Genomic DNA, 15,027 nt, shown 5'->3' on the forward strand with positions numbered 1-15,027 from the left:
GGTCACCCCGCCCCGGCGACGGCCAGCTCGGCGGTCGGCCCGGACGGCGGCGGCACGGGCCGGGGCTGCGGGGCCGCCGGGCGGGTCCGCCGGGCGGCCAGCAGCGTGCGGCCCAGCCGCAGGGCCTGCCCCGGCGACAGGTGCGGCAGGTAGGCCCGGGACACCGCGCCGGCGATCCGCGGCAGGTCGGCGGTGTCCAGGTGCACCAGCCACAGCGGCCGGTACCGCGGCTGGAACTTCGCCTTGAACGACAGCAGCGAGCGGAAGCCGTAGACCGGCTCCATGAGGCGGCCGGTGGTCTGCAGCAGCCGGGCCAGCACGTCGTCGGCGGCGTCGTCCCCGGGCAGCGCCAGCGGCGCCCCGGACAGGCTGACGAACTCCGCGCCCTCGTCCTGGAAGGTCAGTGCCGCGGTGCCCACGAGGAACTCCATCGTGCCCGGCGGGCAGCCCGGGCTGCGCCGCATCAGGTCCAGCGTCCAGCCCACCCGCACCCCGTCCCGGGACGCCGGCAGCCAGCTGGTCACCCCGTGCACCCGCCCGCCGGGGCCCACGGCCAGCAGGCAGCGGACGGCGGGGTCGGTCAGCTCGTCGAGGCCGCCGAGGGTGAAGCCCATCTCCGGCAGCCCCTTGCCGGCCAGCCACTCCTCCGAGGAGCGCGCCACCTGCTCCCGCAGCGCCAGCGGCGCGTCGGCCCACCGTGTCCAGACCGCCTGCACGCCGTCGCGGGCGGCGCGGTTCATCGCCGTCCGGACGTCCTGCCAGCGCCTGCCCACGAACGCCAGCTCCCCGAGCGGGAGCCAGGTCTCGCTGGCCACCTGCACCCGGCGGGCACCGGGCAGCGCCGCGACCACCGCGTCGGTGACGGAGTACCAGCACGGCGTCCAGCCGCGGGACAGGCACCAGGCGGTGAACTCCGGCACCGCCCGCTCCCTCGCCTCCGGCGTCCCGACCGGGTCGCCGGTGGTCAGCGCGACCCCGCCGACGACCCGGAAGGCGACGACGGCCTGCCCGTCGCCGCTGAACCACCAGCGGTTGCCCACCCAGGTGGTCATGAACGACAGCGGGCCCTCGCCGTGCCGGGCCACCAGCTCCCGCGCCCGGACGGCGTCCCCGCGGGGCACGGCCGGCCGGACGACCGCCCACGCCGTCCCGGCCAGGACCGCCCAGCAGGCCACCCCGGTCCAGTCGGCCAGCACCCGGGCGGCGCCGTGCAGCGGGGACAGCCGGGGCAGCACCTCACCGAGGTAGCCGGGCGGGAGCAGCCGGGCGGGGAGGTCCAGCAGCAGCCGGGCCACGGTCGGGCGCTGCGCCCAGTCACCGCGCAGCAGGACGCCGGTGGCGACGTAGGCGAGCACGACCAGCGCCAGTCCCCCGGCCGCGAGCGCCGCCCAGCGCCGGGCGGTCCCGGGCGCGGCCGGCACCGCGAACCGGCTGCGGGTGGCCAGCAGCAGCACCAGCACGGTCGCGGGGGCGAGCAGCGGTGCCCACAGCGCGAAGGTCGGCAGCCCGGCCCGCGGGGTGTCCAGCAGGGCCAGCGCCTCGGCCGGACGGTGGAGCACCGCGGCCACGACGACGCTCCCGACGACGGTGAGCACGCCGGTGAGGAGCACCGCACCGGTCCAGGCGGCCCGCCGCCCCCGCCGCAGCCCCTCGGCGAGCACCAGCTGCACGAGCACCGGCAGCACCGACAGCAGCGCGGTGCCGGGGCCGCGCAGCCGCGACCGCGCCGTCAGCACCCGGCAGTCGGAGGGGTCGCCGGCCGCGCACACCTGGTGAAGCAGGCCCGCGCCGGGGCGGGCGGACACGAACAGGTGCGACACCACGGCCCAGGGGCCCTCCGGGTCGCGGGAGAAGGCCGCGACGAGCGGTCCGACGGCAGCTGCGGCGACCACGAGGGCGACCAGCGCACGGGACTCCCGCCGGCTCACCGGCCCGTGGTCCCGGCCGCGGCCGCGCGCCCGGGCGGCCACCGCGCCGGCCAGCAGGCCCACGCCCCACCCGGCCAGCCGGTGCACGTCGCCCGCCGTGCCGGCGTAGAGCACCAGCATGACCAGCACCACCCCGGCGACGACCCGGACCCGGCGCCGCACCAGCGGGGTCGCCGACGCCGACGCGGCGGCCACGGCGGCCAGCACGCCCGGCAGCGGCCCGACGACGACGGCGGCGGACAGCAGGCGACCCCACCGGTCACCGGTCGCCTCCAGCAGCGCCCCGACCCCGCTGGCCAGCGCACCGGCGGCCAGCTGACCGCCCAGGAGCGCGACCGCGGTGCGGGCGCTGCCCCAGCGGTGCTCGACGGGGCCGAGCAGCGCCGCGACGAGCAGCACCGTGACGACGACGCCCGTGGGGCCGGCCGCGGTGAGCCCGGCGGTGAGCAGCGTCCACCAGCGGCCGGCCGCGAGCGGACCGACGCCGGTGCCCAGCGCGGACGGCGAGGCGCCCCCCGCACCGGCGACCAGCACGAGGACGAGGGCGGCGGTCACCGGCACCCGCCGCAGCAGGCGGCCGGCGCCGCGGACCAGGTCGGCCGGGGTCACGACGGAAGCCCGGTGTGGTCGGTCAGCCAGGGCAGGGCGCCCTGCAGTGCCGGGCCCCACACCTCCCACGAGTGGCCGCCGGGCAGCACGGCGGTGGTCACCGACACCCCCGCGGCACCCAGCGCGGCGGCGACCTGCTCGGCCTGCGGCCGGTACTCGTCGTCGTCCTGCCCGACCGCGACGTAGGCCGACAGCTGCGGGTAGCGCCGGGCCGCCAGCTCGTGCAGCGGGTCGACCGCGTCGAAGGCGGCCTGGTTGCCGCCGAAGGTCGCCTGCACGGTGTCCGTGGGGTCGCCGAGGGTCGGGCCGCGCTGGCCGGAGACGTCGAAGAAGGTCGGGAACAGGTCGGGGTGGGCGACGGAGAGCTGCAGCGCGCAGGTCCCGCCGTAGGACAGTCCCCCGACCGCCCAGTGCGCGTGGTCGGGGTCGACCTGCAGCGCGGACCCGATCCAGGCCGGCACGTCGACCGACAGGTAGGTCGCCGACCGGCCCAGGGCGGAGTCCAGGCACAGCGGGTTGTCGGTCTCCCCGCCGAGGGCGTCGGGCATGACGACCACCGGGGCCAGCCCGTGGTGCGCGGCCGCCCAGTCGTCGAGCCGGTGCGCCAGCTGACCGCCGTCGATCCAGTCACGGGTGCCGCCCGGCTGCCCGCTGAGCAGCACCCACACCGGCAGCAGCGGCCGGTCGGCGGTCCGGTAGGCAGGCGGCACGTACACCCAGGCCGGGCGGGCCCCGAAGCCGGAGGTGGTGGCCGGGATCGTCACCTGCGCGAGCGCCCCGGTCTCGGGCATGCCCCGCGGCGGGGTCCAGTCGGCCGGGGCGGCCGGCGCGTCGGGGCCCGGGGTCGTCACCCGGGAGATCGGGACCTGGTCGTAGGGCGGCAGCTGCAGGGCCGAGGCCACCGTCGGGAAGGAGCGGTAGACGGCGTCCACCCCGTCGGCCGCGCCCAGCACCACGGCCAGCGCCGCCAGGACGGCGATGCCGCGCCGCCACCACCGCAGCCCCGCCCAGCCGGCCACCGCCAGCGCGAGCCCGGCCAGCCCGAGCCCGACGAACAGCGGCACCAGCCACGGCAGCCCGTCGGGGAAGGGCCGGGTCAGGACCAGCAGCAGCTGCGCGACGCCCAGCAGCACGGCCGCGGCGAGCAGGGCCAGCGGCACCCGGCGCCGCGCCCAGCGCCGGTCGCGGTGGGCCAGCAGCAGCACGACGAGCCCGACCACCAGCCCGGTGACCAGGGCGACGTGCAGGTGCCCCTGGACCAGGCTGAGCCCGGTGGCCCACCGCCACGCGTGCGAGAACACGACCCCACCTCTCCCCTGACCGGACGAGGAGAGGTTCTGCCGTCCGGCTGTGGGCGCCCTGGGAACCGGCGGGGAGGTGGCTGCACATCGCCGGGACAGCGGTCCCTGCGGCGGGGCACAGCCTGCGGAGCTAGTCCTGCACGAGCAGCGCGACGCACTCCACGTGGGCGGTCATCGGGAAGCAGTCGAAGGCACGCAGGTCGGCCAGCCGGTAGCCGGCGGTGGCGAAGGCGGCCACGTCGCGGGCCAGGGACGCCGGGTCGCAGGCCACGTAGACCACCGCGCGCGGCCCCGCACCGGCGATGACCCGGCTGACGTCCTTCCCGGCCCCGGCCCGCGGCGGGTCGAGGACGACGACGTCCGGGTGGCCCAGGTCGACCAGCAGCTCGGTGAGCCCGGGGGCGTCGACGTCGCCCTGCCAGACCTCGGCCTGCGCCAGGTCGGCGAGGTTGGCGTCGGCGGCGGCGCAGGCCGCGGCGTCGGACTCCACGCACACCACCCGGCCCGCCGCACCCACGCCCGGGGCGAGGGCCCCACCGAACAGGCCGGCGCCGGCGTAGAGGTCCAGCACGGTCTCCCCCGGCCGCACCGCGGCGAAGGCCGACACGGCCTGGACCAGGGCGTCGGCGGCGGCCGGGTGCACCTGCCAGAAGCCGGTGCCCTCGACCTCCCAGTCACGGCCGCCCGCGGAGCGCTGGGCCCGGCCGGCGGGCTCCTCCGGGACGTCGGCGCCCGGGCGCAGCACCTGCACGTCCTGGGTGCGGCCCCGGCGGTCGAGGGTGGAGGTGGTCACCACCCCGGCGGAGTCGACGGCGACGTCGACCGCACCGGCGTCCAGCCAGCGCCGTCCGAGCACGGCCTGCGCGGCCGGCTCGACGGTGATCGGGCAGTCGTCGAGCGGGACGACGTCGTGCGAGCGGTGCCGGCGCAGGCCGGGGTCACCGGCCCGGTCGACGGCGAACCGGGCCCGCGAGCGCCAGCGCAGCGGCCCGCCGGGCAGCGCCTCGACCGTGACCGGGACGTCGAGCCCGGCCAGCCGGGACAGCTGCTCGCGGACCACGGCGGCCTTGAGCGTCAGCTGCCCGGCGTGGCCGACGTGCTGCCAGTCGCAGCCGCCGCACTTCCCGGGGCCGCTGTACGGGCAGGGCCGCTCGACCCGGTCGGGGGACGCCTCGAGCACCTCGACGGCGTCGGCGCGGCAGAAGCCGGCGTGCCGGTCCTCGGTCACCTCGACCACGACCCGCTCGCCGGGCAGCGTGTGCCGGACGAACACGACCCGACCCTCGTGCCTGGCCACGCAGTGCCCGCCGTGCGCCACCGGGCCCACGGTCACCTCGAAGCGGCGCCCCTCCCAGCCACCACCGGCCTGGGCGGAGACCCGAGGCCGGCGTGCCGGGGAGCGCTGGGAGCGGCGGCGGTCCTCAGCCATACGGCGTCTGCTCCACGTCGTCGGTGAGGCCGCGGCGGAGGTCGCCGGGGGCCGGGGTGCCGTCGCGGGGGTCGCGGTCCAGCGAGCTCTCCAGCTGCCACGGCACGCTGGTGATCATCACGCCGGGCTGGAACTGCAGCCGGCTGCGCAGGCGCAGCGCGCTCTGGTTGTGCAGCAGGTTCTCCCACCAGTGCCCGACCACGTACTGCGGCACGAAGACCACCACCAGCTCGCGCGGGCTGGACCGGCGGATGTCGCGCACGAAGTCGACGACCGGGCGGGTGATCTCCCGGTACGGGGAGTCGAGCACGGTCAGCGGCACGGGGATGTCGTAGCGCTCCCAGTCGGCTTGCAGCGCCCGGGTGTCGGCGTCGTCCACGTTGACCGTCAGCGCGGTCAGCTGATCCGGCCGCGTGGCGCGGGCGAAGGCCAGGGCCCGCAGCGTCGGCTTGTGCACCTTGGACACCAGGACGACGGCGTGCACCTTCGACGGCTTCATCCGCACGTCGCTGTCGGGCACCAGCTGCTCGGCGACGTGGGAGTAGTGCCGGTTGATCGAGCGCATGAGCAGGAAGATCACCGGCATCGCGGCGATGACGATCCAGGCGCCACCGGCGAACTTGGTGACCACCACGATGGCCAGCACGACCGTGGTCAGCGACCCGCCGATGGCGTTGATCACCCGGGAGCGCTGCATGCGGCCACGCTCCGCCGCGTCGGTCTCGGCCCGCAGCTCGCGGTTCCAGTGCCGGACCATGCCCCACTGGCCGATCGAGAAGCTGGTGAACACCCCGACGATGTACATCTGGATCAGCTGGGTCGAGTCGGCGTCGAAGACCACCAGCAGCAGGACGGCGAAGCCGGCGAGCAGCAGGATGCCGTTGCTGTAGACCAGCTTGTCCCCGCGCGTGTGCAGCTGGCGGGGCATGTAGCGGTCCTGGGCGAGGACCGAGCCCAGCAGCGGGAAGCCGTTGAAGGCGGTGTTCGCGGCCAGGATCAGCACCAGGGCCGTGGCGGCCTGCACGAAGTAGAAGCCGAGGGAGTCCGCGCCCCCGAACACGGCGGCGGCGACCTGGGCGATCACGGTGCGCTGGGGCTGGTTCTCGCAGTCGGCGAAGCCGACCAGGTCGCAGGCGTTCTCGACGTACTTCACGTCCGACAGCAGGGCCAGCGCGGTGACCCCGACGAACATCGTCGCGGCGATCGCGCCCATCAGCGCCAGCGTGGTGGCCGCGTTCCTGCTCTTCGGCGGGCGGAAGGCCGGCACGCCGTTGGCGATGGCCTCCACCCCGGTCAGCGCGGTGCAGCCCGAGGCGAAGGCGCGCAGCACGAAGAAGACCAGCGCCAGGCCGGTGACGTTCTCGTAGCCGGGCTCGGCCTCGATGGCGTAGCGGGCGCTCTCGGCGACCACCGGGTCGTCCAGCACCAGCTCGCGGACCAGCCCGGTCACGATCATCACCAGGATGCAGGCGACGAAGGCGTAGGTCGGGACGGCGAAGGTCTTCCCCGACTCGCGCACGCCCCGCAGGTTCATCGCCACCAGCAGCGCGACCAGGGAGACGGCGATGAGCACGCGGTGCTGGTCGAGCGCCGGGAACGCCGAGATGATGTTGTCGGTGCCCGAGCTGACCGACACCGCGACCGTGAGCACGTAGTCGGTGAGCAGCGCGCTGGCTACCACCAGCCCGGCGAACTGGCCGTGGTTCTTCATCGCGACCTCGTAGTCACCACCGCCCGAGGGGTAGGCGTGCACCACCTGGCGGTAGGACAGCACGACCACGGTGAGCAGCAGGACCACGACCGCGGCCAGCCACGGGGTGAGGAAGAGGAACGTCGTCCCGGCCAGCGTCAGGAAGATCAGGATCTCCTGCGTCGCGTAGGCGACGGAGGACAGCGGGTCGCTGGCGAAGATCGGCAGGGCCAGGTGCTTGGGCAGCAGCGACTCCCCCGCCTTGTCCGTGCGGACGGGTCGGCCGAGGACGAGACGTTTCGGGAGTTGGCCGAGGTCGGACAGGGACGGCACGCCGCGATCGTACGGACGTGGGGGACGGCGGTGGGCCGTCCCGGGGCGACGTCACTCACAGGGGCACCCCCGACGGGTGTGCCGGCGGTCCCCGGCGCGCCGGGGAGGGACCGCGCCGGGTGTACGTTCGCGCGCTGTACGACCCGGTGGTCAGCCGGGCCGGCAGTGGCCAGCGGACGGGGTGGGATCAGGTGCACGTGGTCGTCATGGGCTGCGGCCGCGTCGGGTCGGCGATCGCTCGCCGCCTCGAGCAGGTCGGCCACAGCGTCGCGGTGATCGACCAGGACGCCGAGGCCTTCCGCCGCCTCGGACCGGAGTTCGGCGGCCGTCAGGTCACCGGGCTCGGCTTCGACCGGCAGACCCTGCTGGACGCCGGCATCGAGTCCGCCGGCGCCTTCGCCGCGGTCAGCAGCGGCGACAACTCCAACATCATCGCCGCCCGCGTGGCGCGGGAGACCTTCGGCGTCGAGCACGTCGTGGCCCGGATCTACGACTCCAAGCGGGCCGAGGTCTACGAGCGGATGGGCATCCCCAGCGTCGCCACCGTGCCGTGGACGGTGAACCGGCTGATGCGCGAGCTGCTGTCGGTCAAGGTCACCGAGATCTGGCGCGAGCCCACCGGCAAGGTGCTGCTCATGCGGGTCACCGTCACCGACGGCTGGGTGGGCCGGCCGCTGGCCGAGCTCGAGGCCGCCTCCGGTGCCCGCGCGGCGTGGCTGGTGCGCTTCGGCGAGGCCCAGCTGCCCACCGCCTCGACCGTGCTCCAGACCGGCGACCACCTGGTCGTCGCGGTCACCGACGAGCTCACCGACCGCGTGCACGCCGCCGTCGAGCAGGCACCCAGCGGAGGGCAGCACTGATGCGCGTCGCCATCGTCGGAGCCGGCGCCGTCGGCCGCTCCATCGCCACCGAGCTGCTGGGCAACGGGCACGCCGTGATGCTCATCGAGCGCAACGGCTCCCGGGTCAAGCCCAAGTCCGTGCCGGGCGCCGAGTGGGTGCAGGCCGACGCCTGCGAGGTCACCTCCCTGGAGGAGGCCCAGCTGGCCACTTGCGACGTGGTCATCGCCGCCACCGGTGACGACAAGGCCAACCTCGTCGTCTCGCTGCTGGCCAAGACCGAGTTCGCGGTCAACCGCGTCGTCGCCCGGGTCAAGGACCCGCGCAACGAGTGGCTCTACACCGAGGCCTGGGGCGTCGACGTCGCCGTCTCCACGCCGCGCGTGCTGGCCGCCCTCGTCGAGGAAGCGGTCACCGTCGGCGACGTCGTCCGGCTGATGAGCTTCCGCAAGGGCGCCGCCAACCTCGTCGAGATCACCCTGGCCGAGGACACCCCGTGGGTCGGCCGGCCGGTGCGTGAGGTGCCGCTGCCGCGGGAGACCGTGCTGACGACCATCCTGCGCGGCGACCGGGTGATCAACCCCGACCCCGACGAGCCGCTGGAGGCCGGCGACGAGCTGCTGTTCGTCACCCACGGCGAGGTCGAGGACCAGCTCCAGCAGATGCTCTGCCCCGACGGCACCTGCTGAACGACCCCGTCCTCCGCAACCTCCGGGTGCGGAGGACGGGGACTAGGCGGGGGGCTGTTCCTCGGCGCGGTGCCGGTGCAGCCGGGCGACGACCCACAGGGTGATGCCCAGCTGGACGGCGGTCACCGGCAGGCCCAGCACGACGCTGGAGGTGCCGAGGAGACCCACCTCGTCGAGCCGGTACAGCACGTACTGCACGATCCCGCGGACCAGGAAGACCCCGCCCCACAGCACCGTCAGCCAGCCGTAGGCGCGCAGCATCCGTGGGTCCTCGCGCCACGGCCGCCGCGGACCGGGGTCGGCCGGCCGCGCGTCGTCCCCCCTCGACCCGGGGTCGGGCTGCACGGTCCCCGGCTCGGTCGCCACCGGCTCGCTGCCGCGGCGTGAGCGGCCACGGAACGAGGGCAGGGTGTGGCCGGCCATCGACCCCAGGTGGCTGGGGGCCAGGAACTCGGCCACCACCCCCACCAGCGGGCGGCGCACCAGCAGCGAGCCGAGCACCACCACGCCGATGGCGAGGTTGCGGATGATGCCGATGACGAAGAAGTCGCGGGGCTCACCGGAGCGGGCGGCGAGGAAGACGGCGATCGCCACGCCGAACAGACCGCTGATGGCCTGCTGGATGCTCTCGCGCCGCACCAGCCGCAGGACGAAGACGGCCACCGCGGAGACCACCGCGGCCCAGATGCCGACGGTCAGCCCGCCGATGCCGTTGGCGACGATGAAGGCGATGGTCGGCAGCGACGCGTCGACCATGCCGCGCCAGCCGCCCAGCTGGTCGAGCACCATCTGGCGGTCGAACGTCGGACCGTCACCCTGCGGCCTGTCGTTCCCGCCGGTCACCGCGTCGGCCCGCCGGGCCGGCCGGTCACGCCCGGACCCCCGAGGGGGTCACCCGGCGCTCAGCTCGTACCAGGGGTTGTAGATGACCTGCCGGCCCTCGAAGGCGGCGAAGCGACCCCGGGCGGTGAGCCGGCGGCCGGGCTCGATGCCGGGGATGCGGCGGCGGCCCAGCCAGACCAGCGTCACTGAGCCCGAGCCGTCGAACAGCTCGGCCTCCAGCGTGGGCACGGTCTCCCGCGGGGTGTAGACGACGGACTTGATCCGCCCGGTCACCGTGACGACCTCGCCCTTGCGGCAGGCGCTGACCGCCGAGCAGCCGGCGATGGCGGCCTCCGAGCGCAGCTCCTGCGCGTCGACCACCCGGTCGTCGGCGGTGAGCTTCTGCAGCTTGCGGGACAGCCAGCTGCGCGCACCGGGCTGCGCTGCCGACGGAACCCTGGTCTCGGTCACGGTTCCAGCGTAGTGCGGTGGACAGCCGCTGTCCGACGTGTGCTGAGCCACTCCAGGACGCGTCGCCACGCCACCCCGGTCACGTCGATGACGGCCATGTGGTCACCGGGGACGACGACGACCTCGACGGGGTCACCGGCGGCGGAGGCCGCCGTGGCGTAGCGGCGGCTCTGCTCCAGCGGCACCGTCTCGTCGTCCTCGCCGTGGACGAGGAGCACCGGCACCCCCGTGGGCAGCAGCCGCACCGGGTCGGCGGCGGCGTAGCGGTCGGGCACCTCGGCCGGGGTGCCGCCGAGGAAGGCCACCGTGGCGCCGTCACCGAGATCGGCGGCGACCGCGGCGTCGAGGTCCAGCACGCCGGCCTGGGCGACCGCGGCGGTGACCGGCACCCGGGGCCCGGCGCCCGGGACACCCGCGGGCAGCTGCGAGCGGCCGGCCGCCCACGCGGCCAGGTGCCCGCCGGCGGAGTGCCCGACCACGGTCACGTCGGTGAGGTCGAAGGCGGCGGCCTCGGGCAGGTCGGGCAGCGCGTCCAGCGCCGCCGCGACGTCCTCGAGGGTGGCCGGCCATCCACCGCCGGCCCCGACCCGGCGGTACTCCACCGCCACGGCCGCCCAGCCCGCCGCGGCCAGGTCCGCGGCCAGCGGCCGGGCCAGCTCGATGCCGTACCGGGCGCGCCAGAACCCACCGTGGACGACGACGACCACCGGCGCCGGGGCGCCGCCGTCAGGGAGGGTGACCTCGAGGAACTGGTCGGGACCGGGCCCGTAGGCGTGCGCCGTGCCGGTCACTCCGAGGCGTCCGGCGGGATCGGCGAGGTCGCCCTGCCCGAGGTGCGGCCGGCGGCCTGCTGGCGGGCCACCTGCTCGGCGGCCTGCGCGGGCAGGGTGAGCGGCAGCGGGTCGCGCACCGGCATCGGGTCGGTGCCGCGGACCACGACGACCCCGCGGAACGCCGCCTCCAGCGGGAGCCCGGCCTCCGGACCGGTCGCCCCCGGGCCGCTGATCATGCCGCGCAGGAACCAGCGCGGGCCGTCGACGCCGAGGAACCGGGCCGGGCGGCGCACCATCGTCGGCGCGGTCTCCCCCGGCGGCGGCGCGGTGGGCAGCAGCACCGTGCCGGCCAGCTCCGTGCCGAAGGGGCCCTCGACCTCGGCCAGCTCGGCGCCCTGCGCGGCGGCGCCGCGGGCCAGCTCCACCCGCACGTCGTCCCACAGGCCGGCCGCGCGGGGCGCGGCGAACACCGACAGCTGCAGCAGCGAGTCGCCGTAGCGGAGGCTGGCGCCCACGACCTGCTGGGAGGCGTTGACGTCGACCCGCAGCTCCATGCCCGGCAGCGCCGGCAGCCGCAGCGCACCGAGGTCGATCCGCAGCTGGCCGTCGTCGGGGGCGTCGGCGGAGTCCCAGGGACCGGTCGTCCCGACGTCCTCGCGCTCGCGCAACTGCGGCTCGGGGGGCACGCCCCGCTCGCGCAGGCTGCGGTCGATCCGGTTGCGCCGGCGTCCGATGGGCATCGTCAGGCCCGTCCTTCCAGGGATGAGGGGGTTGCGTCGGCAGCGGGCCGGTCCAGCACGCCGGCCCCGCCGGTCGACCCGTGGCCGCCGCTGCCGCGCTCGCTGCCCGGCAGCTCGGCCACCGGCACGAACCGCGCCCGCACGACGGGCTGGACGACGAGCTGGGCGACCCGGTCGCCGCGGGACAGCCGCAGCGGCGTGGTCGGGTCCAGGTTGACCAGGTTGACCTTGATCTCGCCGCGGTAGCCCGCGTCGATGGTGCCCGGGGCGTTCACCAGGCTGAGCCCGAGCCGGTGGGCCAGGCCCGAGCGGGGGTGCACGAAGCCGGCGTAGCCCTCCGGGATGGCGACGGCGACGCCGGTGCCGACCAGCGCCCGCTGGTGCGGGGCGAGCTCGACGTCCTCGGCCAGGCAGAGGTCGGCGCCGGCGTCCCCAGGGAGGGCGTAGCCGGGGAGGACGGCGTCCGGGCCGGTGAACAGCACCGGGACGTCGACCACCGGCTCCGTGCGGCCGGCGGCCGGGTCCTCGGGGCGGGGTGCGGGCACGGCGGCGAGGCTAGCCCCGCCGCCCGTGCCGCCCGCGCGGGGCCGGACGGCGGGCACCGGGCTCAGTGCGTCGCGGACGGCGGCAGCCGCAGGTCCGCGCGCAGCCGGTCGGCCAGCGCCACGGTGGCCTTCCGGTTGCCGCGGGCAGCCAGGCTCGCGCCCACCAGCAGCGGGGCCATCGAGGTGGTGCCGCGGGCCATCCGCCGGGTGAGCCGGCGGCGCAGCGCCGAGACCCCGGCCGACCCGAGCATCGAGAGCATGCCGCCGGAGCCGGCGCCCACGGGCCGCTGCGTCGTCCAGCTGGCCAGGTAGGCCCTGGCGCGGGCCCGGGCGTCGCCGGGCGCCGGCCGGCCGGCCAGCTCGTGCAGCTCGCCGACGAGGACGACCTCGACCGCGGCGACCAGCACCGTCTGGGCCCCGAGCTCCAGCGGGACGGCGATCAGCGTGGGCGGGGCGAACCACTGGGCGGCCGCCAGGCCACCGGTCGCCGCACCGACGCCGGCGGTGAGCTTGGCCGCCCGCGCGACCAGCGCGTCGGCGATCTCGCCGTCGGTGGCGCCGGGGTGGGCTGCCCGGAGGCGGGCGGCGTCCCGGATCGGCAGCCGGGGCGCGGCGGCGTCCAGCAGGTCGGACAGCAGACCGGTGGGCCCGCCCTTGTCCGAGGCCCTGCCCGAGGCCCTGCCCGAGCTCGTGCCGGCCCGGCCCGCGCCGGTCGGCCCGGTGCCGGGCCGGCTGCTGCCGACGTCGTCGGAGCCCTGGGCGCGGGCGGCGCCGGCGACGGCGGAGATGACGTCGGCCAGCACGCTGCCCGCCGCCTTGGCGCCGGCCGACGGACGGCGGCCGGCGGCCGGGCCGGACTCCTCGCCCTTGCCCAGCAGACCGGCGACGGCGTCGGCCAGCGCCCGCCCCGCGGCGCCGAGCCCGTCACCCGGGCCGCCGCCGACGACCTCGCCCTCGACCGGCTCGCCGACGGGCCGCGGGGGCGGGACGTCGCGCGGTGACCCCGTGCCCTGACCGTGCTGTGTCATCGGTGCCTCTCCGTCGCAGAGCTTCGGTACTGCCCCCGACCGACCACGGAGGAACCTCCCCGGTCGGTCGTGGGTCCCCTCGCCGGGTCCCGCCGCGCGTCGCGCACGGTGAGGACGAGGGTCAGGCCCCTCGCCCGGCCCCGCCGCGAGCTCTCTCGTGACTGGGGGCCAGGGTCAGGCCCCTCGCAGGGTCCCGCGCCGCGCGGAGCGTGACGGGGGCGAGGGTCAGGCCCCTCGCAGGGTCCCGCGCCGCGCGGAGCGTGACGGGGGCGAGGGTCAGGCCCCCTCGCAGGGCCCCGCCGCGAGGAACGAGCGGTGGGGGGCGAGGGTCAGGCCCCCTCGTAGGGTCCCGCGCCGCGCGGAGCGTGGCGTGGGGGGCGAGGGGGTCCTTCTTCAGGCCGCGCAGTCGCGGCAGTAGAGCTGGTCGCCCTTGGTGGCGGCCAGGCGGCTGCGGTGCTGCACGAGGAAGCAGCGCGAGCAGGTGAACTCGTCCTCCTGCTTGGGCAGCACGCGGACCGTGAGCTCCTCGTTGGACAGGTCCGCCCCGGGGAGCTCGAGGTTCTCGTTGAAGTCGGTCTCGTCGACGTCGACGGAAGAGGACTGTGCCTCCGCCCGGCGGGCCTTGAGCTCCTCGAGGGAGTCCTCGCCGAGCTCGTCGGCCTCGTTGCGCCGCGGTGCGTCGTAGTCCTGGGCCATGGTGTGCCCTCTCTCTCTCGTCGCGGGCGCTCGGCCCGCTCGTCTGCCACCGGCGCTCCGAGCCGCCGGTGGGTGGTGCCGGCCGCCGGGGCGGTCGGTGGTCTGTCGGTCTGCGGCCCCCTGTTGGGCCGTCGACCGGGTGGCACGGTGGTGCACCGGAGGCATCCGGCCGACCGGGTGCGGACCTGCGCCCGCCTGATCGGCCCAGCGCCCCGTGCTGCGCTCCGGCCAGCCGCCCAACGCCGTGGGGTCCCGGTTTGTGCCCGCCTCTCCGAGGTGGGTCCGCCGGGGTCCCGCAGACGTCGTCCTGGGGGCGGAGCGCCAGAGGCTACCCCTCACCCCGATCGGTCGCCGGAGCCGCTCGACCACCTGCGCAGGAGCCCCCGGCGGCCGCGTCGGCCGCCCCGGGAGGGCGGCCGGTCGGCGGCCGGCGCAGCGCGGTCGACCGGGGGCGGGACGCGCCGGTCCCGGGCGCGGTGCGCCCCGGTCCCCCCGCACGCCACTAGGGTCACCCCCGTGCCAGAGCTCGCCGGTGTGAGGACCCCGTGACCGACCTCGCGAGCGAGCCCGGGGTCCGGCGCGCCTCGTCCCGGCGCACCCGGCGGCCCATCCCGGCGCTGGTCTTCCTGCTGGTGCTGGCGCTCATCGCGCTGGCCGTGTGGTTCAACGTGCTCAGCGACGAGAAGCGCAAGGACGAGGCGCGGGCGGCGGCCTGCAGCAGCGCCGTCGCCGCCGTCCCCGAGTCCGTCGACCCCGCCACCGTGACGATCAACGTGCTCAACGCCTCCGACGTCGCCGGCCGGGCCGCGACGGTGGCGGAGTCGCTGCGGTCGCGCGGGTTCACGATCGGCAACACCGAGAACGACCGCAGCGGCAACGAGGTCACCGGCGTCGGCCAGCTCCGCTTCGGCCCCGGCAAGCAGGAGCTGGCCCGGTTCGTCGCGGTCCAGCTGCCCGGCGTGGAGCTGCTCCAGGACACCCGCGCGGACGCCACGCTCGACCTCGCCATCGGCCCCGGCTTCGCCGCGCTGGCCAGCCCCGAGGCCGTCGCCGCCGCCCTGGTGCCGCCGACGGCCGCCGCGGGCGCGGCCTGCCCGACCTCCTGACGCCTGCGCCCCGCCGACCGGGCCCGCC

14 protein-coding genes are annotated in these 15,027 nt (G+C 76.6%); 3 read left to right on the top strand and 11 right to left on the bottom strand.

Features of this window, described 5'->3' with window-relative positions:
* Positions 1 to 2 precede the first annotated feature (2 nt).
* The 4 genes from KUM42_RS03120 to KUM42_RS03135 form a co-directional block, all read right to left on the bottom strand.
* Positions 3 to 2,537 (bottom strand): bifunctional lysylphosphatidylglycerol flippase/synthetase MprF, encoded by a 2,535-nt coding sequence (locus tag KUM42_RS03120; protein ID WP_237494865.1) that lies wholly within the window; start codon positions 2,535 to 2,537, stop codon positions 3 to 5.
* The gene (locus tag KUM42_RS03125) at positions 2,534 to 3,838 is read right to left on the bottom strand and encodes an alpha/beta hydrolase family protein (protein ID WP_237494866.1); all 1,305 of its coding nucleotides are present in this window, start codon (positions 3,836 to 3,838) and stop codon (positions 2,534 to 2,536) included. The genes KUM42_RS03120 and KUM42_RS03125 overlap by 4 nt, the downstream gene beginning before the upstream one ends.
* Positions 3,839 to 3,968: 130 nt before the next feature.
* Positions 3,969 to 5,267, bottom strand: coding sequence for a class I SAM-dependent RNA methyltransferase (locus tag KUM42_RS03130; RefSeq protein ID WP_237494867.1), 1,299 nt, complete (start codon positions 5,265 to 5,267; stop codon positions 3,969 to 3,971).
* Positions 5,260 to 7,290, bottom strand: coding sequence for an APC family permease (locus tag KUM42_RS03135; RefSeq protein ID WP_237494868.1), 2,031 nt, complete (start codon positions 7,288 to 7,290; stop codon positions 5,260 to 5,262). Before KUM42_RS03135 ends, KUM42_RS03130 begins: the two co-directional genes overlap by 8 nt.
* Positions 7,291 to 7,409: 119 nt before the next feature.
* Between KUM42_RS03135 and KUM42_RS03140 the strand changes: the two genes are divergently transcribed.
* Positions 7,410 to 8,150, top strand: a complete 741-nt coding sequence (locus KUM42_RS03140; RefSeq protein WP_370629333.1) for a TrkA family potassium uptake protein — start codon at positions 7,410 to 7,412, stop codon at positions 8,148 to 8,150.
* Positions 8,150 to 8,818, top strand: coding sequence for a TrkA family potassium uptake protein (locus KUM42_RS03145; protein WP_237494869.1), 669 nt, complete (start codon positions 8,150 to 8,152; stop codon positions 8,816 to 8,818). The genes KUM42_RS03140 and KUM42_RS03145 overlap by 1 nt, the downstream gene beginning before the upstream one ends.
* Before the next feature lie 42 nt (positions 8,819 to 8,860).
* On the opposite strand, the gene KUM42_RS03150 is transcribed toward KUM42_RS03145, so the two are convergent.
* The 7 genes from KUM42_RS03150 to KUM42_RS03180 all read right to left on the bottom strand — a co-directional run bounded on the left by KUM42_RS03150 (position 8,861) and on the right by KUM42_RS03180 (position 13,893).
* On the bottom strand, positions 8,861 to 9,607 hold the full coding sequence (locus KUM42_RS03150) for a DUF3159 domain-containing protein (RefSeq protein WP_237494870.1): 747 nt from the start codon (positions 9,605 to 9,607) through the stop codon (positions 8,861 to 8,863).
* A gap of 102 nt (positions 9,608 to 9,709) precedes the next feature.
* Positions 9,710 to 10,111, bottom strand: coding sequence for an OB-fold nucleic acid binding domain-containing protein (locus tag KUM42_RS03155; protein ID WP_237494871.1), 402 nt, complete (start codon positions 10,109 to 10,111; stop codon positions 9,710 to 9,712).
* Positions 10,108 to 10,902, bottom strand: coding sequence for a S9 family peptidase (locus tag KUM42_RS03160; protein WP_237494872.1), 795 nt, complete (start codon positions 10,900 to 10,902; stop codon positions 10,108 to 10,110). The genes KUM42_RS03155 and KUM42_RS03160 overlap by 4 nt, the downstream gene beginning before the upstream one ends.
* Positions 10,899 to 11,624: a DUF3710 domain-containing protein gene (locus KUM42_RS03165; RefSeq protein WP_237494873.1), complete on the bottom strand. Its 726-nt coding sequence runs from the start codon at positions 11,622 to 11,624 to the stop codon at positions 10,899 to 10,901. The genes KUM42_RS03160 and KUM42_RS03165 overlap by 4 nt, the downstream gene beginning before the upstream one ends.
* A gap of 2 nt (positions 11,625 to 11,626) precedes the next feature.
* Positions 11,627 to 12,169 (bottom strand): dUTP diphosphatase, encoded by a 543-nt coding sequence (gene dut, locus KUM42_RS03170; RefSeq protein ID WP_237494874.1) that lies wholly within the window; start codon positions 12,167 to 12,169, stop codon positions 11,627 to 11,629.
* A gap of 62 nt (positions 12,170 to 12,231) precedes the next feature.
* Positions 12,232 to 13,197, bottom strand: coding sequence for a hypothetical protein (locus KUM42_RS03175; protein WP_237494875.1), 966 nt, complete (start codon positions 13,195 to 13,197; stop codon positions 12,232 to 12,234).
* 393 nt (positions 13,198 to 13,590) lie between these two features.
* Positions 13,591 to 13,893 (bottom strand): DUF4193 domain-containing protein, encoded by a 303-nt coding sequence (locus KUM42_RS03180; protein WP_237494876.1) that lies wholly within the window; start codon positions 13,891 to 13,893, stop codon positions 13,591 to 13,593.
* A gap of 545 nt (positions 13,894 to 14,438) precedes the next feature.
* On the opposite strand from KUM42_RS03180, the gene KUM42_RS03185 reads away from it, so the two are divergent.
* The gene (locus KUM42_RS03185; protein WP_237494877.1) at positions 14,439 to 14,999 is read left to right on the top strand and encodes a LytR C-terminal domain-containing protein; all 561 of its coding nucleotides are present in this window, start codon (positions 14,439 to 14,441) and stop codon (positions 14,997 to 14,999) included.
* Positions 15,000 to 15,027: the final 28 nt, after the last annotated feature.

Origin of the sequence: Modestobacter sp. L9-4 (genome assembly GCF_019112525.1) — a bacterium.
Classification (GTDB): Bacteria; Actinomycetota; Actinomycetes; order Mycobacteriales; family Geodermatophilaceae; genus Modestobacter.

Bases quoted from the DNA above. Each gene is read 5' to 3' on its own strand.
- KUM42_RS03165 (WP_237494873.1), bottom strand. From the start codon at position 11,624: ATGCCCATCGGACGCCGGCGCAACCGGATCGACCGCAGCCTGCGCGAG.
- KUM42_RS03150 (WP_237494870.1), bottom strand. From the start codon at position 9,607: ATGGTGCTCGACCAGCTGGGCGGCTGGCGCGGCATGGTCGACGCGTCG.
- KUM42_RS03130 (WP_237494867.1), bottom strand. From the start codon at position 5,267: ATGGCTGAGGACCGCCGCCGCTCCCAGCGCTCCCCGGCACGCCGGCCT.
- KUM42_RS03175 (WP_237494875.1), bottom strand. From the start codon at position 13,197: ATGACACAGCACGGTCAGGGCACGGGGTCACCGCGCGACGTCCCGCCC.
- KUM42_RS03180 (WP_237494876.1), bottom strand. From the start codon at position 13,893: ATGGCCCAGGACTACGACGCACCGCGGCGCAACGAGGCCGACGAGCTC.
- KUM42_RS03145 (WP_237494869.1), top strand. From the start codon at position 8,150: ATGCGCGTCGCCATCGTCGGAGCCGGCGCCGTCGGCCGCTCCATCGCC.